The sequence below is a fragment of the Acinetobacter sp. WU_MDCI_Abxd143 genome (genome assembly GCF_025514195.1).
GTDB classification, from domain to species: domain Bacteria; phylum Pseudomonadota; class Gammaproteobacteria; order Pseudomonadales; family Moraxellaceae; genus Acinetobacter; species Acinetobacter pittii_H.
In genome coordinates this window covers 33,386-56,159 of the sequence record NZ_JAHPTH010000012.1, presented here as the reverse complement: position 1 = coordinate 56,159, position 22,774 = coordinate 33,386, and the positions used below count along the sequence as shown (strand labels likewise).

General features: G+C 40.8%; 22 protein-coding genes. 11 read left to right on the top strand and 11 right to left on the bottom strand.

Annotated features, from left to right (window positions below; genetic code table 11):
* Positions 1-31 precede the first annotated feature (31 nt).
* Positions 32-259, bottom strand: a complete 228-nt coding sequence (locus tag KTI79_RS16455; RefSeq protein ID WP_002121136.1) for an accessory factor UbiK family protein — start codon at positions 257-259, stop codon at positions 32-34.
* A 278-nt stretch (positions 260-537) separates the two neighbouring features.
* Here KTI79_RS16455 and glnK point away from each other — a divergent pair, with 278 nt between their 5' ends.
* From glnK to KTI79_RS16425, 6 genes are all read left to right on the top strand, one after another.
* A complete protein-coding gene (gene glnK / locus KTI79_RS16450) occupies positions 538-876 on the top strand; it encodes a P-II family nitrogen regulator (protein ID WP_000780326.1) in 339 nt (112 codons plus the stop codon).
* A gap of 57 nt (positions 877-933) precedes the next feature.
* On the top strand, positions 934-2,322 hold the full coding sequence (locus KTI79_RS16445; RefSeq protein ID WP_032055637.1) for an ammonium transporter: 1,389 nt from the start codon (positions 934-936) through the stop codon (positions 2,320-2,322).
* Positions 2,323-2,486: 164 nt separating this feature from the next.
* On the top strand, positions 2,487-2,945 hold the full coding sequence (gene nrdR, locus KTI79_RS16440; RefSeq protein ID WP_000543541.1) for a transcriptional regulator NrdR: 459 nt from the start codon (positions 2,487-2,489) through the stop codon (positions 2,943-2,945).
* Between the two features lie 15 nt (positions 2,946-2,960).
* On the top strand, positions 2,961-4,046 hold the full coding sequence (gene ribD, locus KTI79_RS16435; RefSeq protein ID WP_032055636.1) for a bifunctional diaminohydroxyphosphoribosylaminopyrimidine deaminase/5-amino-6-(5-phosphoribosylamino)uracil reductase RibD: 1,086 nt from the start codon (positions 2,961-2,963) through the stop codon (positions 4,044-4,046).
* The gene (locus KTI79_RS16430) at positions 4,043-5,335 is read left to right on the top strand and encodes a DNA adenine methylase (protein WP_002121221.1); all 1,293 of its coding nucleotides are present in this window, start codon (positions 4,043-4,045) and stop codon (positions 5,333-5,335) included. Before ribD ends, KTI79_RS16430 begins: the two co-directional genes overlap by 4 nt.
* A 43-nt stretch (positions 5,336-5,378) precedes the next feature.
* Entirely contained in the window at positions 5,379-6,038 is a 660-nt protein-coding gene (locus KTI79_RS16425) for a riboflavin synthase (protein ID WP_005301612.1), read from the top strand.
* Positions 6,039-6,098: 60 nt separating this feature from the next.
* Here KTI79_RS16425 and KTI79_RS16420 read toward each other — a convergent pair whose 3' ends face one another.
* The 4 genes from KTI79_RS16420 to KTI79_RS16405 form a co-directional block, all read right to left on the bottom strand.
* Positions 6,099-6,317 carry a hypothetical protein gene (locus KTI79_RS16420; protein WP_032055635.1) on the bottom strand — a complete coding sequence of 73 codons (219 nt, stop codon included), beginning with the start codon at positions 6,315-6,317 and terminating at the stop codon, positions 6,099-6,101.
* 130 nt (positions 6,318-6,447) lie between these two features.
* Positions 6,448-7,086, bottom strand: coding sequence for a hypothetical protein (locus KTI79_RS16415; RefSeq protein WP_079284381.1), 639 nt, complete (start codon positions 7,084-7,086; stop codon positions 6,448-6,450).
* 38 nt (positions 7,087-7,124) lie between these two features.
* Positions 7,125-7,532: a DNA polymerase III subunit chi gene (locus KTI79_RS16410; RefSeq protein WP_032055632.1), complete on the bottom strand. Its 408-nt coding sequence runs from the start codon at positions 7,530-7,532 to the stop codon at positions 7,125-7,127.
* Positions 7,525-8,973 (bottom strand): leucyl aminopeptidase, encoded by a 1,449-nt coding sequence (locus KTI79_RS16405; protein ID WP_032055630.1) that lies wholly within the window; start codon positions 8,971-8,973, stop codon positions 7,525-7,527. The genes KTI79_RS16410 and KTI79_RS16405 overlap by 8 nt, the downstream gene beginning before the upstream one ends.
* A gap of 143 nt (positions 8,974-9,116) precedes the next feature.
* Here KTI79_RS16405 and lptF point away from each other — a divergent pair, with 143 nt between their 5' ends.
* The 4 genes from lptF to KTI79_RS16385 all read left to right on the top strand — a co-directional run bounded on the left by lptF (position 9,117) and on the right by KTI79_RS16385 (position 14,161).
* Positions 9,117-10,217, top strand: a complete 1,101-nt coding sequence (gene lptF / locus KTI79_RS16400) for an LPS export ABC transporter permease LptF (RefSeq protein WP_002121169.1) — start codon at positions 9,117-9,119, stop codon at positions 10,215-10,217.
* On the top strand, positions 10,217-11,287 hold the full coding sequence (gene lptG, locus KTI79_RS16395; protein ID WP_002121203.1) for an LPS export ABC transporter permease LptG: 1,071 nt from the start codon (positions 10,217-10,219) through the stop codon (positions 11,285-11,287). The genes lptF and lptG overlap by 1 nt, the downstream gene beginning before the upstream one ends.
* Before the next feature lie 126 nt (positions 11,288-11,413).
* Entirely contained in the window at positions 11,414-12,961 is a 1,548-nt protein-coding gene (gene gpmI, locus KTI79_RS16390) for a 2,3-bisphosphoglycerate-independent phosphoglycerate mutase (RefSeq protein ID WP_032055629.1), read from the top strand.
* A 15-nt stretch (positions 12,962-12,976) separates the two neighbouring features.
* Positions 12,977-14,161 carry a S41 family peptidase gene (locus tag KTI79_RS16385; protein ID WP_032055628.1) on the top strand — a complete coding sequence of 395 codons (1,185 nt, stop codon included), beginning with the start codon at positions 12,977-12,979 and terminating at the stop codon, positions 14,159-14,161.
* 3 nt (positions 14,162-14,164) lie between these two features.
* Here the strand turns inward: KTI79_RS16385 and KTI79_RS16380 are convergent, their stop codons facing one another.
* From KTI79_RS16380 to KTI79_RS16370, 3 genes are read right to left on the bottom strand one after another with little or no spacing between them, the layout of a single operon-like run.
* Entirely contained in the window at positions 14,165-15,577 is a 1,413-nt protein-coding gene (locus tag KTI79_RS16380) for a sigma-54-dependent transcriptional regulator (RefSeq protein WP_032055627.1), read from the bottom strand.
* 23 nt (positions 15,578-15,600) lie between these two features.
* Positions 15,601-17,169: a sensor histidine kinase gene (locus KTI79_RS16375; RefSeq protein ID WP_032055626.1), complete on the bottom strand. Its 1,569-nt coding sequence runs from the start codon at positions 17,167-17,169 to the stop codon at positions 15,601-15,603.
* Between the two features lie 10 nt (positions 17,170-17,179).
* Positions 17,180-17,815 (bottom strand): response regulator, encoded by a 636-nt coding sequence (locus tag KTI79_RS16370; RefSeq protein WP_002121174.1) that lies wholly within the window; start codon positions 17,813-17,815, stop codon positions 17,180-17,182.
* 212 nt (positions 17,816-18,027) lie between these two features.
* Here KTI79_RS16370 and pbpG point away from each other — a divergent pair, with 212 nt between their 5' ends.
* Positions 18,028-19,074, top strand: coding sequence for a D-alanyl-D-alanine endopeptidase PBP7/8 (gene pbpG / locus KTI79_RS16365; protein ID WP_143225009.1), 1,047 nt, complete (start codon positions 18,028-18,030; stop codon positions 19,072-19,074).
* Between the two features lie 105 nt (positions 19,075-19,179).
* On the opposite strand, the gene thrC is transcribed toward pbpG, so the two are convergent.
* The 3 genes from thrC to KTI79_RS16350 all read right to left on the bottom strand — a co-directional run bounded on the left by thrC (position 19,180) and on the right by KTI79_RS16350 (position 22,732).
* Positions 19,180-20,319 (bottom strand): threonine synthase, encoded by a 1,140-nt coding sequence (gene thrC, locus KTI79_RS16360; protein WP_002048893.1) that lies wholly within the window; start codon positions 20,317-20,319, stop codon positions 19,180-19,182.
* A 54-nt stretch (positions 20,320-20,373) separates the two neighbouring features.
* On the bottom strand, positions 20,374-21,675 hold the full coding sequence (locus tag KTI79_RS16355; protein WP_016142448.1) for a homoserine dehydrogenase: 1,302 nt from the start codon (positions 21,673-21,675) through the stop codon (positions 20,374-20,376).
* A gap of 244 nt (positions 21,676-21,919) precedes the next feature.
* Positions 21,920-22,732: a DsbC family protein gene (locus KTI79_RS16350; protein WP_032055623.1), complete on the bottom strand. Its 813-nt coding sequence runs from the start codon at positions 22,730-22,732 to the stop codon at positions 21,920-21,922.
* Positions 22,733-22,774 lie beyond the last annotated feature (42 nt).

The following is a 22,774-nucleotide window of genomic DNA, read 5'->3' as shown; positions in this document are numbered from 1 at the left end:
GTTGTAAAGTATAAGTGCGCTACGTTGGTGCTTATTTTTTATTCTTCAAAGTTTCTTCTAACAAACTGACTTGTTTTTGTAGCTCTTCTAAACGTTGATTAGCCGATTGAAGTGCAGTCTTTTGACGGTCAATCTCTTGTTTGGAAACAAGGTCTAATTTTTCGACCGCTTCATTTAATAATGCACGTAAATTTTTTTCCAAATCTTTTTTAGGCTCATCAATTTGTTCCAAAATGGCCTGTAGTAATGTTTCTAACATAAAATATCCAAAGCGTTGTATTACCTTATAGTTTACAGTTTATCACTGCTTGAAGGCGGTATATAGGTTTCAATTCTTTTAGTGCAAATAGAACATTAAAACAGCACTCAACAATACTGAAAATTCATTTTATTTTTAATAGCTCATCTACATCTTGATCACTAAATAGGTTATAAAGAAAGTTCATGCAATAGATTCATTTCCCTCAACCTTTGAAATATTGGCATGAAAATTGAACATAAAACCTTACTGGTGAAAAGAAGCCGAAGGAAACAAACATGAAGCTTGTAACTGCAATTGTAAAACCGTTTAAATTAGATGATGTGCGTGAAGCACTCTCTGACATTGGTGTACAAGGGATTACCGTAACTGAAGTTAAAGGTTTTGGTCGTCAAAAAGGACATACAGAACTCTACCGTGGTGCAGAGTATGTGGTTGATTTCTTACCTAAAGTAAAAATCGAGATTGCGATCAGTGATGAAATGGTTGACGCGGTAATTGAATCAATTACTCGTGTAGCGAGCACTGGAAAAATCGGCGATGGTAAGATTTTTGTTACTAACCTGGAACAAGTAATCCGTATTCGTACGGGTGAGACTGGACCGGATGCTGTCTAAATTGGCACAAAGCTTGCTGAGTAGAAAATAACTCGCAAATGAGGTTGGGGGACACGAATGAAAAAAATACTTATGGCGCTCAGTCTATCAGGCGCTCTTTTGGGTGGTACTGCCTCTTGGGCAGAAGAAGCTGTAACAACGCCAACATCGGAAGTTGCGGCTGCATCAACATCACAAGCTACTACAACCGTAGCAGAAGCACCAGTTGCTGAAACTCTGGCAGCTCCAGCACCCACTCTTGATACGGGTGACACCTCTTGGATTCTAGTTTCAACTGCATTAGTTTTATTAATGACCATTCCGGGATTAGCATTATTCTACGGCGGTATGGTACGTAAAAAAAATGTCCTAAGTACAATGATGTTCAGCCTTTCAGCTGCAATCTTAGTAAGTTTGCTGTGGGTGATTGCTGGGTATTCAATCGCGTTCTCTGGCACAGGTGCATTTTTTGGTGATTTGTCTAAAGCAATGCTCAACGGAGTAGCGTTTGATGCATTGAGTGGAACAATTCCTGAAAGCCTCTTTGTTATTTTCCAAATGACTTTTGCCATTATTACAGTTGCGATCCTTAGCGGTTCTATTGCAGACCGTATGAAGTATTCAGCTTTCATGGTGTTTATTGCAGTTTGGGTGCTTGTTGTTTACGCACCAATTACCCACTGGGTGTGGGCTGCAGATGGCTGGTTATTTAAAGCAGGCGCATTAGATTTTGCTGGTGGTACAGTTGTACATATCAACTCAGGTGTTGCAGGTCTAGTTGCTGCTTACATGCTTGGAAAACGTATTGGCCTTGGCCGTGAATCTATGGCTCCGCATAACCTGACTTTAACTGTAGTGGGTGCAAGCTTACTTTGGGTGGGTTGGTTCGGCTTTAACGGTGGTAGTGCTCTAGGTGCTGGTGCTCGTGCAAGTATGGCAATTTTAGTGACTCAAGTTGCTGCTGCCGCTGCTGCATTCTCTTGGTTAGTTGTTGAACGTATGATTCGTGGTAAAGCATCTGTATTAGGTGGTGCTTCTGGTGCGGTAGCTGGCTTAGTTGTGATTACACCAGCAGCAGGTTTTGTTGGGGTAGGCGGTGCTTTAGTGATGGGCCTTATTGGTGGCGTAGTGTGCTTCTGGGGTATTACAGCACTTAAACGCTTACTTAAAGCCGATGATGCTTTGGATGCGTTTGGTTTGCATGCGGTAGGTGGTATTGTCGGTGCGATTTTAACTGGCGTATTCTACAGTGACGAAATTATTAAAGCAGCCAACGTTGCATTAGCTCCAACATTCGCTGGCCAATTATGGGTACAAGTTGAAGGCGTATTGGCAACCATGGTTTACAGTGGTATCGCGACTTTCATTATTCTTAAAGTGATTGATCTTGTGATTGGTATCCGTGTTAATGCTGATGATGAGCGTATGGGTCTGGATTTAAGCCAACATGGCGAACGTATCGAATAATCATCATTAATATATCTGCTGTCTTAAAAGAACAGTCTTGCGCTGTGATCAAAGCGATGCTTTGATCTTGCTCAGGACTGTTTTTTTGTCTTGAAGAATGCTGGTTCTGTAAGTGTAGAAATTTTGCTACACTAGGTCAAAGTAATCGACCCTATAAATCCGCTATGCATTGTCCATTTTGCAACGCCGCAGATAGTAAAGTCATCGATTCACGTTTAGCCGCCGAAGGCTGTCAGATTCGTCGACGTCGTGAGTGTGTAAGTTGCGGTGAACGTTTTACCACTTTTGAAAGCTATGAAGTGGTAATGCCCCGTGTGATCAAATCGAATGGAAAAAATGAACCTTTCGATGAGGCCAAATTGCGTCGTTCGTTAATGCATGCTTTGCAAAAACGACCGGTCACACAAGAGCAGATCGAAACAGTTTTAAGTGATATTCAGTTGCAGATTCGCCGTTTAGGTGAGCGCGATGTGAAATCTAGAACAATTGGCGAAATCGTCATGCAATCTTTATTTGCCCTTGACCATGTTGCTTATGTCCGATTTGCCTCTGTCTATCAAGATTTTCAGGATGTTGAAGCATTTCGCCGTCAAATAGAGCAAATGCAGCAACGTGAACACTAATCATTTGAGATTTTTATGTCTGAGTTGAAACAAGATCAGTATTGGATGCAGCAAGCCATTGAACTTGCCAAACGAGGACTATATTCGACCAAGCCTAATCCAAATGTTGGTTGTGTGATTGTCAAAGATGATCAGTTAATTGGACAAGGTTTTCATCCTAAAGCGGGTCAGCCACACGCAGAGGTTTTTGCCTTACGCGAAGCGGGTGAACATGCACAAGGTGCAACAGCTTACGTTACGCTTGAACCATGTGCACATTATGGCAGAACCCCTCCTTGTGCCGAAGCATTGGTAAAAGCCCAAGTTAAAAAAGTAGTGGTCGCTTGTCCTGATCCTAATCCATTGGTGGCGGGGAAGGGTGTTCAGATTTTGAAAAATGCTGGAATTGAAGTAGAAGTTGGCATTTGTGAAGATTTAGCATCAAAACTTAATCAAGGCTTTTTGAAGGCCATGTCTACAGGCATGCCTTATGTACGTTTAAAAGTAGCCTCAAGTTTAGATGGGCGTACTGCAATGGCATCAGGTGAGTCGAAGTGGATTACCGGTTCTGCTGCCCGTCAGGATGTCCAGCATTGGCGTGCCATTTCAGGAGCAGTGATTACAGGTATTGAAACCGTGATTGCAGATGATTGTCAGCTTAATGTGCGCTCACTCGGTCATATTGATATTGAGACAGTTGCTCAACCAAAACGGGTTGTTTTAGATCGTCAAGGGCGTTTGCCACTTAACGCTAAGATCTTAGAGAATCCTGAAACTGTGATGGTGATGGGGCCGTATCGTCAAGAACTTGCTGATTTAGGCGTGATACAATTAGAAATTCAGCCTTTAAAAATGCTGTTACAGACCCTATCTAAGCAACATCAAATTTATGATGTGCTGGTTGAAGCTGGCGCAACATTGTCTACTGCCTTTTTGCAAGAAGGTTTAGTGGATGAATTAATCAGTTATATTGCCCCGATATTATTGGGGAAAAGTGCAAGGGCCATGTTCAATGCAGAATTTGAATATATGGCAGAGCAACTTCGTTTTACACTTCTTGATGTGACACAAATTGATCAAGATATACGCTTAAGGTTAATCCCTACGCAAGAGAAAGTATGAATTCAGAGCCTTCGGTTTATCACAAACGTCGTCATGCAGCCCGTACGACAGACGAATATCTTTTCCATCAGCTTGTGCCGTACTTGGGTAACAAGCGCCGATTGCTCCATCTAATTTTAGAAGCCCTTGAAATTACAGGGACACTAAATAGCAAGAAAAAGAATCCACCGATTTTTGCCGATTTCTTTGCCGGCAGTGGCGTCGTATCTCGTTTGGCACGTCAAAATGGTTACCGTGTGATTGCGAATGACTGGGAACCTTATAGTCATGCTTTAAATCATGCGATTTTAGCCTGTGTAGATGCGCCTGCTTTTAAAGAACTGGGTGGCTATCAAAAGGCAATCGACTATTTAAATCGTTTACCTGAAGTTAAAGGTTGGGTAACACATAACCTTTGTCCACGTAACGATGATGTATACGACCCAACCCGTGACCGTTTATTCTTTAAACGTCGTAACGGTATGCGTATTGATGCAATTCGTCAGCAGATTGCCACATGGCAGGCACAAGGTGCAATTAATGATGTAGAGATGAGTGCTTTGCTTGCGCCATTGCTCTATTCAGCTAGTTTTGTCAGTAACACCAGTGGCGTATTTAAAAGCTTCCACCAAGGGTGGGGCGGACGTACTCAAACTGCGCTAGAACGAATTGAGTCATTACTTTGGTTAACACCGAGCCGTTTTTGTGAGATTGGTGATCGCAAACGTCCGGCTGCTGAAATGTGGTGTGTAGATTCACAACATCTAGCAAATCAAATGAGTGGTTTTGAAGTTGATGTTGCCTATCTCGATCCACCATATAACCAGCATGCATATAGCAGTAATTACCATGTTTTAAATGCATTAACTTTATGGGATCAGGTCGATTTACCATCACCAGATACTAAAGGTTATAAGAGTGGTATTGATAGAGCATGGCGTAAAGAACGTCCAAGCCCATATAACTCTTCTAAACATGCAAAAGATGCATATGAGAAATTACTCTCAACGATCAATGCGCGCTATATTCTGACCAGCTATTCAACTGATGGTAATATCGAACCGAAAGATTTGCTTATGGCTAATCTGGAGCGGGGCAAAGTCACCTTGTTAACACAAGATGTGCCGCGTTATCGAGTGAGTAAACAACGACAGTCTGAACGTGCACGCGTACTTGAGTTTATTGTGATTACGGATACTCATGCCAAGTCAGGACCACCATTACGTCAGTTATTAGGCCAGCTTTACCACTTCGCCGAGCTAGGTGGTGTAGATACCTCAGGTAATAGTACACAGCTCGCACTTTGGTAAGCGCTGCAATTTAAGCAGTGTAAAAAGATTTGGAGATTGAGCCATGTTTACAGGCATCATTGAAAGTTTAGGTAAAGTTGAAAGCCTGCAAAGTGTAGGTGGTGATGTACGTCTACGTATTCAGACTGATCTGGATATGTCTGATGTACATTTGGGTGACTCGATTGCAACCAATGGTATTTGTCTCACAGTGATTGAATGGGGCGATAACTGGTACGCAGCAGATGTTTCCCGTGAAAGTTTAAATCGAACGACTTTAGGTAACTGGAAAGTTGGGCAACGTGTCAATGTTGAAAAGGCAATGTTACCGACAACGCGCTTTGGCGGGCACATTGTAAGTGGTCACGTTGATGGCGTAGGTGAAATTACTGTAGTACGTGAAGATGCTCGTTCAATCTATTATGAAGTTACAGCACCAGCAGAACTTGCTAAATATTTGGCGGAAAAAGGTTCAGTAACTGTTGACGGAATCAGCTTAACGATTAATCACTTACGTGGAAATATTTTAAGCTTGAATTTGATTCCGCATACTGCAGAACGTACCAATATTGGAACTTGGCAAGTAGGTAGTAAGGTCAATCTTGAAGTTGATGTGTTGGCGCGTTATATCGAGCGTTTATTGCTAGGTGATAAAGCAGCTGAGCAAAAAACCGAGTCAAATATTAGTATGGCTTTTTTAGCTGAGAATGGTTTTTTAAAATAAAAGCCAGATCATCAAAATAAAAAAACCGGAACAAATGTCCGGTTTTTTTATTTTTAAAAATTAATGCTTAGTTAGCGTGACCGAATCTGTACCCACCCACGCTTTATGATGTTGGGTACGTGTAATTGAGAACTTACCTTTTTCAGACTCTCGTGTAAGTAAGATAGATAAAGAATTAAAGTCGTTATGACTCATATAAAGTTCTTGTGCTGAAAATGTCCATTGTTCACCCTGATTAAGCTGCTCAAGTTGCATTGAAATCTGATGCGGAATGTCCATTTTTACCCTCATTAATTTTCATAAATAACCATGCGATATTCTAATAATTATTTGAACTAAAAGAATATTGTGCATGACTATTCTGTGACAATTAAATGTCAGTTTTATGACAGTAGAAGTTTTAAAAACTTTACTTCTCTATTTTTTCATCAGAAAACTTAGAGTTCTTTAAAATGTATTCAATTTCTTCTTGAGCTGCCGAATTTAGCTTGGCTCGGAAAGCCGCTACAGACTCTTCAATTAAGTTTTCAGCTTCAAGTTCTAAACGAATGCGTAAACTTTCAAGCTCAGATAAGATTTGATCATCGGTAATACTAAGTTTTACGCCAGCAGAGTAATTGACTGCCGGTGTTTCAGGGTTTTTCTGATAACGCGAAGTTTGCTCTGCAACTTCTTGTTCTAACTGACTGCGGATGGCTTGAAGTGCTTCAGTCTGCTCACTAAATTTACGAACTTCATCGGCTTGCAATTGGGCAGCATAGGCCGCTTCTAACGCTCGTTTATCAGCAAGTGCTTTCTCTAAAGCAAGCTGACGACGAATACGTGCTTGCTCAATCAGCTCTGCCTTGAGGTCCGCGTAAGCTTTTTCAATTTTTTGCTGTGATTCTAGCTGAGCTTTTTCATCATTTAAAACCCAAAGCTGAATCGGAGTTTGAGGTTCTAATAAGTCGCAAATACGTGCCAGATCTTGTTGATAGGCATGACGGACAGCTTCAGGCGCATTTAACCATCTTTTTTTAAAATCTTGCCCGACATTTAATGCCACCATGCTTCTCCTTTGTTCAACAGTATTTACATTTTAGCGCGTTATAATTTAAAGGTCCGCGGTTCTATACCCAAACGGCGATACATTTTAAATTTTTCTCGACCAATTTGCTTAGCTGTTTCATTATTTTCAACAATTTCTATAATGTGGCTAAAATGATCAACTTGTTCAAGTGCATGATTGTTAAAATTAAATACTAATAAGCCTTGTTCAAGCGGTTGTTTAGCCGAAATACATACAGCAGCCTCAGCTTGATCAACCCCATGCGTAATAAAACTGACAGGGTCGAAATCCCATAATCTTTCATCAAGAGTCTGTTGTAGCTGCACATCTGGGCAATACCACCAGATTTTAGGGTGCTTCTGTAAAATCTTTCGGCATAAACGGCAAGCACTATCGACTTGCCGTTCTTCACTGGTTTCAAACAGATAAAAACTAACTTTAGCCATTCGTATTTACACGATTCGCTAAAAATTGCATGAGTAATGGTACTGGACGACCTGTTGCACCTTTAGCTGGACCAGATAACCACGCTGTTCCTGCTACATCTAAATGAGCCCAACGGTACTCACGTGTAAAGCGCTCAAGGAAACATGCTGCCGTAATCGCACCGCCGTATGGACCGCCGATGTTTGCAATATCAGCAAATGGTGAATCAAGTAATTCTTGATAATCCTCAATCACTGGCATACGCCATACACGGTCAAATGATTGCTCACCTGCTTGCTGGAGTTCAGCTGCTAAAGCATCATCTGGTGAGAACAAACCACTCAGTACTTTACCTAAAGCGACTACACATGCACCAGTTAATGTTGCGATATCAACCACGACTGCTGGATTGAAACGTTTGATATAGGTCAATGTGTCGCACAGTACCAAACGACCTTCCGCATCGGTATTTAAAATTTCAACAGTTTGTCCGCTCATGGTTGTCACAATATCACCTGGGCGAGTTGCTTTACCTGAAGGCATATTTTCTGCAGCTGCAATTGCTCCAACGACATGAATAGGGAGTTTTGCTTCGCATAGCGCACGAATAGTACCTAATACAGAGGCTGCACCGCACATATCGAACTTCATTTCATCCATGCCTAGGCCTGGTTTTAAAGAAATACCGCCTGTATCAAAAGTAACGCCTTTACCAACAAGCACAACAGGCGCTTGATCGATTCCAGCTTGGTATTCGAGTGTTACGATACGACCCGGACGTTCAGATCCTTTGCTGACTGCAAGAAAAGCATACATACCTAAATCAGCCATTTGCTGTTCATTTAAGACAGTTACTTTGAGTAAGTCAGGGAATTCTGCAGCTAAAGCTAATGCTTGTTCTGCCAAATATTCAGGGAAGCAAATGTTGCCTGGACGGTTGCCAAGGTCACGTGCATACGACTGACCAGACTGTACGGCATGCACTAAAGCCAGTTGTTTTTCATCGAGGCTCGTCGTTGAACTAATTAAATCAACCTGTTGTAACACAAATTCATTTTTTTTCGATTTAAACTCATCATAACCATAAGCTGCTTGAGTTAAGCTTAAAGCGAATAAATAATGGTATTCGACAGGTAACGCAGCAATATCAATCGCGATATGCTTAAATTTATTTTGTGTCGATTTGATAATGGTTTGGGCAAGTTTAGCGAGCTTAACCGCCTGAAGTTCGGCTGTTTTTCCTAGGCCAAGTAATTGGCTATGAGGTTGATTTGAAATCTGACCGAATAAAGGCAGAGTTTCATTGAAGTTGCCTTTGAATTGGGTGGCAGTAAGAACGCTTTCTAGGTTATTGATTTGATATGTGTTGATGTTGCTTTGTAGCTGTTCTGAATCAACTAAAACCCACAAAGATTCATTAGATGTCTGTTCGGGAAAAGTTGTATAAGTTGTAAATTTCATGGCTGCCGTGATTGCCTATAGAAAGTTATGTTGGATTAAAACATTGAAACACTTTCAAGCATAGCGTTGCAATGTGCGGTTTTATATTTTTAACATTCGGGTAAACTAGCACACGTCCCGATTAGCCTTTTGGAAGTATTACTTTGATTATTCGGCGTTATCTCGTCAAGCAAGTTGTCTCTACCTCATTGGTGGTCATTTCTTTACTGACCTTAATCATGATGGGTGGTCGTCTGATCAAATACTTTGGTGTGGCGGCGCAGGGGCGTTTAGATGCCAGTATCTTATTTAGCATCATTGGATATCGTTTACCTGAATTTCTAACACTCATTTTACCATTGGGTTTTTTCATTGGTTTAATGTTGGTGTTTGGTCGTTTATATGTTGACCATGAAATGGCAGTACTGAATGGTAGTGGTGTAAGCCGTCATCAATTAGCACGATTACTCATTCCAATGACGCTTGTTTATATGGTGTTTCAGTCTGTGCTTATGCTCTGGATGACGCCATGGGGACTACGTGAGTTTGAAAAACTGACAACTACACAAGCTGTCCGGACAGGTTTCGATTTGGTTCGACCAAGAGAGTTTATTTCCTCTGGGCCATATACGATCTATGCAGGTTCATTGTCAGAAGACCGAAAGAATTTGAAGGATATTTTCTTTTATCAGCGCGCTGCTAAAGAAGATAAGCCAGATGTTATGATTTTGGCAAAAGAAGCGACTCGTGTAGAAGTTGCAAATGACACCGCCAATGTCGTTGATCTGGTACAAGGTCGTCGCTATGAAATATTCCCGGGACAACCAAAATATACACAAGCAGAGTTCCAGTCTTATCGTCTACGTTTAGAAAATGACAAAGATGTTAAGTTTGAGAGTGGCGATGTAGAAGCACTATCAACAACAAAACTCTTTTCAAAAACGAATGATCCAGTCATCAGAAGTGAGTTGGGATGGCGTCTATTTGGGCCATTCACCATTGTTATTGCGCTAATGCTCTCAGTGGCATTGTCTGAGGTGAGTCCACGACAAGGCCGTTATTACCGTCTTATTCCGGCGATTTTTATTTTTTCCAGTCTGATCGTATTAATGATTGCAATCAAGACTCGTATTAGTAAAGAAGAACTCGATATTTGGGCTTATCCTGCCGTGTTAGTTGTGTATGGCGTTGCTGCCGCCTTATTCTCACGTAAGCAGAAGTTAGGACCAAAAATCAAGAAACAGATCAAGCGAGTGAAATTATAATGTTAGCACGTCGAATAGTCGCCAAATATGTGACGAAAACCACTGCGCTTGCGATGTTTGGCACCACAGTTGTTTTGTCCATTCTTCAGGTCTTATTTACATATCTTGGCGAGTTGGGTGAGCTCAAACCAGACTATAACGCATGGCAAGCTCTCGTCTATGTCTTGTGGGGAGCTCCTCGCTATCTCTATGAAATTTTACCTATCTCTGCCTTGATTGGTGCTGTGATTGGACTGGGCTCATTGGCAACGAGTAGTGAACTCATTGTTATGCGTTCAGTCGGTGTTAGCTTATGGCGTATTGTTGGTTGGGTTATGCGCTCAGCTTTACTGCTTATTATTTTGTCGTTTGCTTTAAGTGAATGGGTTATCCCTTACACGAATGAAAAAGCACAAAGTGTTAAAAGCCATCGTTCAGTAGCTGCTTTAGGTGAAGTTAAAGGCTATTGGTCACGTGAAGGGCAGCGATTTATCTATATCGACTATGCTAACTCTCAAGGCAATTTAAGAGACATTCAAGTGGTCGACTTTGACCAGAACTATTACTTGCAATCATTAATTAATGCTCAGCAAGGACAGTTTATTAAAAATGGTCAATGGGCTTTGAAAAAAGCTGAACAAATGGACATTTTGGCGGCAGGCAATGCCATCAAAACTGACCATGAAGAACAATCACTTGCTTTAGCATTACAGCCTAAATATGTGCATATGGTGACTTTAGATCCTGAAGATTTATCGCCAAGCCAACTGATTAGCTTTATGCGTTATATGGATGAATATAGTCAGGTACCAAAGACTTACCAATTAGCTTTCTGGCAAAAAGTTGCTTCGCCATTTTCACTCATTGCATTAGTTCTAGTGGCGTGTTCTTTTATTTTTGGACCGTTACGCCAACAATCAATGGGTTTCCGTTTGGTGATCGCATTGTTTATTGGTTTGAGTTTCTATTATTTGCAAGATTTCTTGGGTTATGCGAGCTTGGTTTATTCCCCATCTCCAGCATGGTTCGTACTTGTACCTATCTTGCTAATGTTTGGTGCCGGAAGTTATTTGCTTTACCGCGCTCGTTAGAAATAAGTGATATTTATGGTTTTCATCAATCGCGGATATTGGTGAAAGCCATAGGAATAAATAGAGTCTTGACCGAAAATTCGGTAAGATATTGTGACGAAATTGTAGACAAAAGAGAAATTGATTATGACGGATGCAACTGCTGGCAAGATCCCTCACGTTCTGGTCATTATGGATGGTGTTGGACACCGTGAAGCGATTGAAGATAATGCTTTTCTTGCAGCAAAAACACCAAATTTGGCGGCAATGAAAGCCAAGCATCCGAATAGTCTAATTTCTGGTTCAGGTGAAGATGTTGGATTGCCTGATGGGCAAATGGGGAACTCTGAAGTTGGCCATATGAATCTTGGCGCTGGCCGTGTGTTATATCAAGACTTTACCCGCATTACTAAAGATATCCGTACTGGTGACTTTTTCAAACATGAAGTGTTGATCGACGCTGTTGAAAAAGCCAAAGCTGCTGGCGGTGCTGTTCATATTATGGGGCTACTTTCAGAAGGTGGCGTCCATTCACATGAAGATCATATTGTGGCGATGTGTGAGCTTGCATTAAAACGCGGTGCAAAAGTTTACTTACACGCGTTCCTTGATGGTCGTGATACACCTCCACGTAGTGCTCAGCCGTCTTTAGAAAAATTAGATGCATTATTTGCTCAATATCCGGGCCAAGGCCGTATCGCAACCATGATTGGTCGCTACTTTGCAATGGACCGTGACAACCGTTGGGATCGCGTTGAGCAAGCTTATCGCTTGTTGACCGAAGGTGAAGCACTTCGTACTGCGCAAACAGCGGTTGAAGGGTTGGAATTAGCTTATGCAGCCAATGAAAATGATGAGTTTGTAAAAGCGACTCGTATTGGTGATATTGCTAAAGTTCAAGATGGTGATAGCGTTGTATTTATGAATTTCCGTGCTGACCGAGCTCGTGAAATTACTCGCGCATTTGTAGAGAAAGACTTTGCTGGTTTTGAACGCAAAGCTGTACCAAATCTTTCTAAATTTGTGATGTTAACGCGTTATCAGGCAAGCATTGATGCACCAGTTGCCTACATGCCAGAAGCCCTTAAAAATTCATTGGGTGAGTATTTATCTTCTTTAGGTAAAACCCAGTTACGTATTGCCGAAACTGAAAAGTATGCGCATGTAACATTCTTCTTTAGTGGTGGCCGTGAAGATGAATATCCGGGTGAAAAACGTATTTTAATTCCATCTCCAAACGTTGCGACATATGACCTTAAGCCAGAAATGAGTGCTTATGAAGTCACTGATGAGTTGGTTAAAGCGATTAATTCGGGTGAATACGACTTATTAGTTGTGAACTATGCAAATGGTGATATGGTCGGTCATACAGGTGTGTTTGATGCTGCGGTTAAAGCAGTTGAAGCGGTTGATACTTGTTTAGGTCGTGTCTATGAGGCAGTTATGGCGAAAAAAGGCCATATGCTCATTACTGCTGACCATGGTAACGTTGAACAAATGCAAGACTACGAAAGTGGGCAAGTGCATACTCAACATACAACCGAGCTTGTACCGTTTATCTATGTTGGTCCAACACAAGCAACAATTGCAGAAGGTGGTGTGCTTGCAGACGTAGCACCGACAATTCTCAATTTAATGAAGATTCCTGTTCCTGCCGAAATGCAAGGACGTAATCTGATTACACTATCTGTATAAGTTAAAGGTGATTGGATGCTGCAACACATTAAATATAAAAAACTTATTGTAAGTATGTTGCTGTGTTGCAGCCAATTTGCTTTTGCAGCGCCAGTTGTAAAAGAAAAAATGTCACCTTTGCATTCGGATTCGGAAGAACCAGAACATAGCTATGCAGAGGTGCCGATCGAGTCGATTCAACAGTTTGTGCAAATTTATGGAATCGTCCGAGATAACTACGTTGATGTGAAATCTGACGATGCCTTATTTCAACAAGCCATAAAAGGATTGGTAAGTGGGTTAGATCGTTATTCGCGTTATTTATCGGCAGAAGAATATCGCCAACTGATTCAATACACAGAGGGTGATCTTGCATCAGTTGATTTTGCATTAAGCCCTGAATCACATGCTCATAAATGGATGATTCGTGATCTTAAAACCGGTTCTGATTCCTATAAATTAGGTTTGAGAAATGGTCAGACGATTCTCAAAATTGATAATCAAGATTTAAAAAATTTAAACCAAGATCAGGTGCTTGGCCTACTTTACGGTTCTATTGGAAGTACACTTCAAGTACAAGCAGAAGAGCTAAACGGAAATATCAACTTAGTTCGTAATAAAAAAATAGAAACCGATATAGAATCTGTAATGCTACATAATCAGGTGCTCGTACTAAAAATTAGAGTATTCCAACAAGACACTGCTAATGAAATTAAAAGATTAATTGAAGAAAACAGTTCTCCACGTTTAAAAGCTGTTTTAATTGATTTGCGAAACAATCCGGGTGGGTTGTTATCGGCAGCAGTTGAGTCAGCAGATTTATTTTTAAATAACGGAATTATTGTTTCAACCAAAAGCCGTTCGGAAGGTAACCAGCAGTTTCAGGCTTTGCCCGGTAATGAATTTCAGAATATAAAACTGGGTATATTAATTAATCACCGCTCTGCATCGGCAGCAGAAGTTTTTACTGCGGCCATGAAAGAACACCAGCGTGCTTGGGTGATGGGTGAAAAAAGTTATGGAAAAGGTGTAGTGCAAAAGCTATTTCCTTTACCGAGTGGAGCAGCTCTACAAATGACAGTCTCACACTACTACACGCCAAATGGCAATATGATTGAAGGGCAGGGTATTCAACCTAACCAGACCTATCCATTACCTGCAGAAATGAAAGAAGACGTATATTTAGAGCGCGTTGCAGATTTATTTCTAAAGAGGAAGTAACTTTTATACTTCCTCTCCCATTTCAGTATCTAAGCCAAACTTTTTGAGTCGATAGCGCAAAGAACGGAATGTCATTCCTAGCTTTTTAGCTGCCAAAGTTCGATTCCAATGCGTCATGTTCAGAGCATTTAGTAGAATATCTTTTTCGATATTTTCTAAGTAACGTTCTAAACCTTCCATTGGAAATTTTGGGTGAGTCTGAACAGTCGGTGTTTGATTTAGTTGTTTCGTTACGATTTGCGGGCTCACACTACTGCCTCTAAGAGGAGGTGCTAAGTGTGTTAAATCAATGGACTCATCATCACTTAAAGTAATAGCTCGTTCAATCATATTTCTTAATTCACGAACATTACCTGGGAAGTCTTGTTGCAATAAGTAAGTCTCAGCGCTCGCCGTTAATTGCTTGCTTGAAATTCCCCATTCCGTACAAACCTTTTGAATAAAATGATTGGCTAATAGCAAAATATCTCCACCACGGTCACGCAGTGGCGGCAACATAATATCCATAACATGAATACGGAAAAATAAGTCCTGACGGAATTTACCTTGTTGGACTAATAAATCTAAATCTTGGTGACTTGCACTAATTACTCGAAAATCAACATCAATTTCCTGATCTGAACCTACTGGGCGAATCTTTTTCTCTTGCACAGCCCGCAGCAATTTAACCTGCATAGTTAATGGCAATTCGGCAATTTCATCTAAAAATAAACTGCCGCCGTGTGCCGATAAAATCAGCCCTTGTTTGTCTTGAGTCGCGCCAGTAAAACTGCCTTTTTTATGCCCGAAAAGTTCACTTTCCATGAGCTCAGTTGGGATTGCTCCACAGTTAATTGCAATAAATGGTCCTTCACTGCGGTTGCTTAAGCGGTGAATCAGATTCGCAACAACTTCTTTGCCCGTACCAGACTCGCCTGTAACAAATACAGGAGCTTGGGAGCGGGCTATTTTTTTAATAGCTGTCCGTAAGTTTTGTATAGGTGGTGAACGCCCAATTAATAAGTCATTCTCTAGAGTTGTTTCACTAAACTCATGCTCTGGTTTTGGCTGGTTAAGCGCTTTTTTTAATAGCTGATCTAAATGAATTTGGTTAATTGGTTTGCTGACAAAATCAAAAGCTCCCGCTTTTAATGCTGCAATTGCAATATCCATATTGCCGTATGCAGTTAAGACTGCAATGGGTGTGTGTGGGTAAGTTTGAGAAACATGTTGAACCAATTCTAAGCCACTCCCATCGGGTAAGTTTAGATCGGTTAAACATGCATCGTAATGAAACTGAGTAAAGAGCTGTTTGGCCTGTTCAACCCGATAAGCAAGATGTGTCTTAATCCCCATTCGTGCAAGAGTCATTTGCATTAACAGGCACAAATCTTCTTCATCGTCTACAAGCAAAACGAGTGGTTGCTGTTCTGCCATTTCCCCAAAAACCTAATAAAAAATCAATATATTATTGGGCACGCTATTCGGAAGCATGCCCCTTGTTTTTGCTCTACATAAGTGAGCTTTGCATGATTTGCCTCACAAAAACTATGAGACAAATATAATCCTAAACCAGTTCCATTAATTTCGGTACTAAAAAATGGTTTAAATAATTGAGATATATCACGTTTTGAAACACCTTCACCGTAATCGATCACATCAATATAAATTTTATTTGTTTGTGAGTGAATATTGATCAGAACATAGGGAGAGTCGGGTGCATTGTGGCGTAGAGCATTCCTAACAAGGTTAATGAGGACTTGTCTGAGTTGCTTTTCATCAAACAATAGCTTTAAGGATAAATCAGAACTTTTAAGCTCGATCGCATGTTTAACATCAGATAAATCTTCATCTAATAACGTTTTTATGAAGTCGTTTAGTTCAATCTGGATCGGATACGTTCTTTCACTGCGGGCAAGTCCTAAAGTGTCTTGAACAATACTATCAATGCGTTTCGTTTGCTTTCCAATCATATTGCGTAAAGTATTTTGCTGCTCCACATCACTATCTTTGAGTAATTCATTTGCTTGAACAATGGCTGAAAGAGGATTGCGGATTTCATGTGCAATACTTGCTGAGAGTTGTCCTAAAGCGGCAAGTTTGAGTTGTTGAGCTTGCTGATTAATCTGCTGTGCATCTTGTAAGATAAGTAGTGTTAATGCTTGTTGTGGTACTAAAAGATGCTGCACTTTAATATTAATAGAGTAGGCCGAAAGCCGAGACTCAAAAATAAATCGATCACCTTCTTTTAGGTTATTAAACTTAAGAATTTCAAATAAGTCAGCATGCCATTTTGCTAAGGGATATTTTTCACTAGCAAATTGAGGGGGAATTCCTAAAAGAGAGCAGGCGGCTGGATTGCTTAAAACAATGTCGTAGTTTTCATCTAGAACTAAATAACCTTCTTCAATTTGTTCCAAAATATAGCGGTTAATATTTTGTAGTTGATAGCGTTCTATTGATTGATGGAACGTTAGCGCTTCAAGTAATTTAAAGCGCTGGACCGCAATTTGTCCGATTCCGTGTACTACAAAAAACAAGAATGCCAATAAGGCGCTATTACCAATCGTATTTAAATTATTGTAGTCAAATAAACTGCCAACGAAGCGTTGGTAAATAACCGCAATGACTGCAAGTAATGTAATGAGCAACGACATTCTTGCGCTAAGTAAAATGGCCGAAGTAAATATGGCAATAACATAGAGCAAGCTGAGTTGAAGATTGGGTTCACCTACTGAAAATGTAAGTAAACTCAGACAGATAATATCAACTACAAAAAATAAAATGAGCTGCCTTGTTGCCTGACTGGCAATAAACTTAAAACATAAAAGTTGAAGAAGGCTTAAGAGCGAATAGCCGAGTAGTGTGTAAGAATATAGAGCGGGTTGTTGTAGACTATTGTCGATTTGAGCATCGGTTAAAACCAAAATAATATTCAGGCTAACCGCAATAATAAGGCGATATAAACCATACCACGTGCCCAAACGAAATATCGTATGGGACAAGGATGAGTTTACGGGAAATTGCATATAAGTCTGATTAAGGCTTGATCAGACCGTAACGAATCGCGAGATGAGTCAGTTTAACGTCACTATCAATGGCTAGCTTTTCAAAAATACGGTAGCGGTAAGTATTCACTGTTTTAACACTTACAAAAAGTTTGTCTGCGATTTCTTGAGCGCTAATACAATTTACAACCATCATTGCAACTTGCATTTCTCGTTCAGAGAGAGAGTCAAAAGGCGATTGCTGTGTGTCGGATAAATAAGAACTTGCTAATTGCTCCGCAATATCGGCACTAAAGTATTTGCCACCTTGCATCACTTTATTGATAGCCCGAACCATTTCGGTAATTGGAGCACCTTTGGTGATGTAACCTTTAGCTCCTGCTTTAAGCAAAAGAGAAGGGTAAGGTTCTTCTGCTAAGCCACTGACTGCAATCACTTTTGTATCTGGTGCTGTTTGCAGTAAACGACGTGTTGTTTCTACGCCACCGATGCCAGGCATATTGACATCAAGTAGCACAACTTGAGGATGTTTCTGACGAACAATAGCAATTGCTTCTTCACCCGATTCGGCTTGTCCAATGACCTCTACATCGGCATGATCTTCTAACATACGGCAAATGCCCGTACGTACAAGTTCATGGTCATCCACAACTAAAACTGTAATCAAGAAGACCTCCTTTCTTTCAAAAAACAAGTTTTTTGTTACATAAAGCAAAATTAGCTTGCAATGGAATGACAAAATTAGCAATCCTATTCTTATATAGTGAGCGAATAGTTGTGCACAATTGTGTCGGTAAAAGCGTTATACCTTATACCTCAAATGTAAGGCATAATTATAGTAAGCGCAAATGTGTATCACCCTGAGTCGAGTATTGTGCCGTGAAAAATTCTAAAAAGTCTTTAATGCATGTGCTAAGCATGTCTATTTTGCTTGGTTTGAGTTCAACAAGCTTTGCAGAACTCGTCAATAACCCGTCCTCAGGGAATAGTGGTACTGCAAGCTTAAATTGGTCTTCAGCTGATGCTAGCCAATTTTTAAATGATGAAGATGATGAACCTACTCCGCAAGGTTTAACATCGGTAACCACAACTTTGCGTGGTGGTAGTGCACCGAAAATTGTAGCATCTGCACCGAAGATTGCTCCAATCCGTGATACGACTGGTTACAATGCCCAGCCGAGTGTAAGCGCTCGAGCTGCACTTGTGATGGACGCGCAAACTGGTGAAGTGCTCTACAGTAAAAATACCAACGCTTCTGTGCCAATTGCCTCTATTACTAAATTGATGACAGCAGTTGTAACGGCAGATGCCCGTTTAAACATGTCAGAAGAAATTACACTTGAGCAAATTGATTTTGCTGGTGCAGGTGGTAAAAACTCAAGTTCAACACTCCGTGTTGGCGACAAGATGAACCGTGCAGAAGTTCTTCTATTTGCTCTAATGAAATCTGAAAACCCAGCAGCGGCAGCTTTAGCACGTACTTATCCGGGTGGTCGTCCAGCATTCGTAGCTGCAATGAACGCTAAAGCACGAGCTTTAGGCATGAACGCAACTCACTACTATGAGTCAACTGGTTTAGATCCGCGTAATGTATCTTCTGCGCGTGACTTAGGGATTTTGGCAAGTACAGCTTCTCAATATGGTTTGATCCGTCAATTCTCAACTACACCGACCTATGACTTTAATTTGGGTTATCGCGTGTTGAAATCTAACAATACTAATGCGCTAGTGCGTAATGGTGGTTGGAATATTAACTTGTCTAAAACTGGTTATATTAATGAAGCAGGTCGCTGTGTTGTGATGCATACCACTGTAAACTCACGTCCGGCAGTGATTGTATTACTGGGTGAGCCAAGTACACAGGCACGTAATAATGATGCAACTAACTTGCTTGGCTGGTTGAGCAATTTGCCAAAACGTATTTAATTTAAATATTCAAAAAACGCTTCTATTAAGAAGCGTTTTTTTATAGCTATAAAAAAGACATAAAAAAACGGCTGTTTAAAACAGCCGTTTTTGAAAAATCAGATCTTACATATTAGATAAAATCGAATCTTTTACTTGGTCCATTGTTGCATCAATTGACAACATCACTGCATCAGCACATTGTTTGATTGCAGTATCAGGATCTTTCAAGCCATTACCCGTTACTGTACATACAATGACAGAACCTTCGGCAATTTTACCCGCTTTAATATCACGGATCGCACCGCCGATAGAAGCAGCAGATGCAGGCTCAACAAATACGCCTTCATACATAGAAAGTAAGCGTTGAGCTTCTAAAATTTCGCTGTCTTGAAGTTCATCAAACCAACCTTTAGAGTCACGTACTACAGCTTTTGCATGGTTCCAGCTTTGTGGGTTACCAATACGGATTGCAGTTGCAACAGTTTCAGGGCTTTCAACTGGAGCACCACGTAAGAATGGAGCTGCACCAGAAGCTTGATAACCCACCATTGTTGGTAAACCTTCAGGTTTTGGACCAGTGAATTGATCGGTAGCAGCATCATAAATCACTTGTTCAAACTGATCAGCAGGCTGGTTTGCTACAGCTTCGGTATAACCCATCCAGTGAGCGGTGATATTACCTGCGTTACCTACAGGTAAGCAGTGGTAATCAGGTGCACGGCCTAAAGCTTCAACGATTTCATAAGCAATGGTTTTTTGACCTTGCAATCGGTAAGGGTTGATTGAGTTTACAATCGTTACAGGTGCTTGATCAGCAACTTCTTTTACAAGACGCATACCATCATCGAAGTTACCACGAATTTGCATAGTGATCGCACCATACATCATCGCTTGTGCCATTTTACCCATCGCAATTTTGCCTTCTGGAATCAAAACAAATGCTTTGATACCTGCGCGTGCAGCATAGGCAGCAGCAGCAGCAGAAGTGTTACCAGTAGATGCACAGATAATCGCTTTAGAGCCTTCTTCAACCGCTTTGGTTACAGCCATGGTCATACCACGGTCTTTAAATGAACCAGTTGGGTTTAAACCCTCATATTTCACATAAATTTCAACATCTTTGCCAATAATACGTGGAATATTCTCAAGTTTAATGAGTGGGGTGTTGCCTTCACCCAAAGAGATAGCACGAGTAGTTGCCGAAACTGGCAAACGGTCACGATAACGATCTACAAGACCAGTATAACGATTGGCATTAGACATGATGGTGTTCCAATTAGAGGTGAAGCGGGAGAGGGAATCTTTCCCTCAACCTGATTAACTATCGAGCGATTCTAAACGAATTCTTACGATTTCGCCACGAATTGCAGGTAATGCTTGGATTTGTGCAAGAGCATCATCCATTTTTGATTCAACGATTGGATCGGTCAGAATCACGATTGGAATAAGGTCTTTTAAACGAGATTGTTGCATGATCGCATCAATACTAATTCCAGCGCGACTTAAGATGGTAGTAACATCTGCAAGTACGCCAGTTTGGTCTTCTGCATTTAAGCGGATGTAATAACCTGTGGTCATTTCTTCACGGCTTAAAATTGGCACATTGGTTAATGCTTCAAAAGCCAACTGAGGAATTGTTCCTGCGCCATCTTCGGTATAAGAGATGTCACGAACAATATCAATAACGTCGGCAACAACTGCAGAAGCTGTAGGACCTGCGCCTGCACCCGCGCCGTAATAGAGTGTTGGACCTACGGCATTAGCTTGAACTAAAACAGCATTTTTAACGCCGTTTACATTCGCAATAAGTTGTTCATCTGGAATAAGTGTTGGGTGAACACGTAACTCAATACCTTTTTCAGCACGACGTGCAATACCAAGATGTTTAATGCGGAAACCAAGATCTTCGGCATATTTCACATCTTGCGCAGTGATTTTGCTGATACCTTCGGTATAAACCTTATCAAACTGAAGAGGAATACCAAACGCACAAGACGCTAAAATTGTAAGTTTATGCGCAGCATCAATACCTTCAACGTCAAAAGTTGGGTCTGCTTCTGCATAACCGAGTTCTTGAGCTTCTTTTAATACATCGTCAAATGCACGACCTTTCTCACGCATTTCAGTCAGAATAAAGTTACCTGTACCATTAATGATGCCAGCCAACCATTCGATATGGTTTGCAGCAAGACCTTCACGGATCACTTTAATAATTGGAATACCGCCAGCAACTGCTGCTTCATAAGCAATTTGCACAGCATTGTCTTCTGCTGCTTTAAATAATTCATTGCCATGTTCAGCAAGTAAAGCTTTATTGGCAGTCACGACTTGTTTGCCGTGTTTGATCGCTTCCATGATAATTTCATAAGCAGGATGGATACCACCCATGACTTCTACAACGACATCTACATCGGGTTGACGAACGATATCAAGTAAATCTGCGCTTTGTTTAATCCCTTCCAGTTCGAGATCTGGACGAGGGCGGCGTGTTCCAACGTGGGTAATTTGAATTTCTCGACCGGTGCGACGTTTAATTTCAGCGGCATTTTCTTGTAGTAGTTTAAGGGCTCCTCCACCTACGGTTCCTAAACCGAGTATTGCCAGGCGAACTGGTTTCACGTCACACTCCATATCATCATTTAATCATTTAGTTGAAGCTAGATCATAGCTAAAAAAAACGCCAGACTCTAGCGCTTTTAGTGCTTGTTCAATGAATTAGAGTGCGATGTTTGGAAAAGAAGAGTAGATCAGTCTTTAAACAGAGGTTGTTTAAATATTAATTATTGAAAAAACAAAGCGCTGCAATCAGAGCAGCGCTTTTTAAAAGAGATAGGTGATTAATCATTCATCAGCTTAAAGGGTGTTATTTATCCAGACGTTTAATTAATTCATCTGGTGTTAGGTATCCACCTAAGTACTCACCATCAACATTGTAAATAGCTGGTGTTCCATTTACACCCATGTTTAAGCCAAGTTGATATTGTTCACGAACAGGGTTTTTACATTGAGCAGGTGGAATATTGATACCTTGTACGGCTTGGTTAAAGGCAGCTTTACGGTCTGTACTACACCATACAGCTTCCATGGTCGGCATAAACTGTTCACCGCGTGGCCAAGCGATATAGCGTACTTCAATACCCTTTTCATTAATTTCAGGAATGTGCTCATGTAGTTTATGGCAATAAGGACAACTTGCATCGGTAAACACATAAATCACATGTTTCGCCTTACCTTTTGCAGGGTAGACAATCAAATCTTCATTTTTTAAAGCCGCTAGGTGCTTTTTATTTTCCGATGCTTGGAGGCTATCGCCAATATTATGAAGTTCTTTATCACCTAAACGGATGACATCACCTTGAATAAGGTATTTACCGTCGCTGGTTGTATAAATTGACGTCATTCCTTCGAGGTTTACCCAATATAAGTTAGGAACTTCAGTAGGCTTGATATCTAAAATTTTGGCGTTGATGTTTGCATTCTTAAATTGTTTTTGCAAAGTTTCAATTAAACGCTGTTTAGCATTGCGTTCAATAATGGTTGAAGCTTCCCCCGTAGCAGGTGCGGTCGCAGTGAGCGCATCTTCTTTTTGTGGTTTGTTTTCTTTAGAACAAGCACTGAATAACAGGCTAGAAGCCAAAGCACAGGCAAGAAAAAGTTGAGATCGGGTAAAAGACATAGATAACCCTTATTTCATCAGTATTTATAGTCAGAAGCTGCT

Bases quoted from the DNA above. Each gene is read 5' to 3' on its own strand.
- KTI79_RS16455 (WP_002121136.1), bottom strand. From the start codon at position 259: ATGTTAGAAACATTACTACAGGCCATTTTGGAACAAATTGATGAGCCT.
- glnK (WP_000780326.1), top strand. From the start codon at position 538: ATGAAGCTTGTAACTGCAATTGTAAAACCGTTTAAATTAGATGATGTG.
- KTI79_RS16445 (WP_032055637.1), top strand. From the start codon at position 934: ATGAAAAAAATACTTATGGCGCTCAGTCTATCAGGCGCTCTTTTGGGT.
- nrdR (WP_000543541.1), top strand. From the start codon at position 2,487: ATGCATTGTCCATTTTGCAACGCCGCAGATAGTAAAGTCATCGATTCA.
- ribD (WP_032055636.1), top strand. From the start codon at position 2,961: ATGTCTGAGTTGAAACAAGATCAGTATTGGATGCAGCAAGCCATTGAA.
- KTI79_RS16430 (WP_002121221.1), top strand. From the start codon at position 4,043: ATGAATTCAGAGCCTTCGGTTTATCACAAACGTCGTCATGCAGCCCGT.
- KTI79_RS16425 (WP_005301612.1), top strand. From the start codon at position 5,379: ATGTTTACAGGCATCATTGAAAGTTTAGGTAAAGTTGAAAGCCTGCAA.
- KTI79_RS16420 (WP_032055635.1), bottom strand. From the start codon at position 6,317: ATGGACATTCCGCATCAGATTTCAATGCAACTTGAGCAGCTTAATCAG.
- KTI79_RS16415 (WP_079284381.1), bottom strand. From the start codon at position 7,086: ATGGTGGCATTAAATGTCGGGCAAGATTTTAAAAAAAGATGGTTAAAT.
- KTI79_RS16410 (WP_032055632.1), bottom strand. From the start codon at position 7,532: ATGGCTAAAGTTAGTTTTTATCTGTTTGAAACCAGTGAAGAACGGCAA.
- KTI79_RS16405 (WP_032055630.1), bottom strand. From the start codon at position 8,973: ATGAAATTTACAACTTATACAACTTTTCCCGAACAGACATCTAATGAA.
- lptG (WP_002121203.1), top strand. From the start codon at position 10,217: ATGTTAGCACGTCGAATAGTCGCCAAATATGTGACGAAAACCACTGCG.
- gpmI (WP_032055629.1), top strand. From the start codon at position 11,414: ATGACGGATGCAACTGCTGGCAAGATCCCTCACGTTCTGGTCATTATG.
- KTI79_RS16385 (WP_032055628.1), top strand. From the start codon at position 12,977: ATGCTGCAACACATTAAATATAAAAAACTTATTGTAAGTATGTTGCTG.
- KTI79_RS16380 (WP_032055627.1), bottom strand. From the start codon at position 15,577: ATGGCAGAACAGCAACCACTCGTTTTGCTTGTAGACGATGAAGAAGAT.
- KTI79_RS16375 (WP_032055626.1), bottom strand. From the start codon at position 17,169: ATGCAATTTCCCGTAAACTCATCCTTGTCCCATACGATATTTCGTTTG.
- thrC (WP_002048893.1), bottom strand. From the start codon at position 20,319: ATGTCTAATGCCAATCGTTATACTGGTCTTGTAGATCGTTATCGTGAC.
- KTI79_RS16350 (WP_032055623.1), bottom strand. From the start codon at position 22,732: ATGTCTTTTACCCGATCTCAACTTTTTCTTGCCTGTGCTTTGGCTTCT.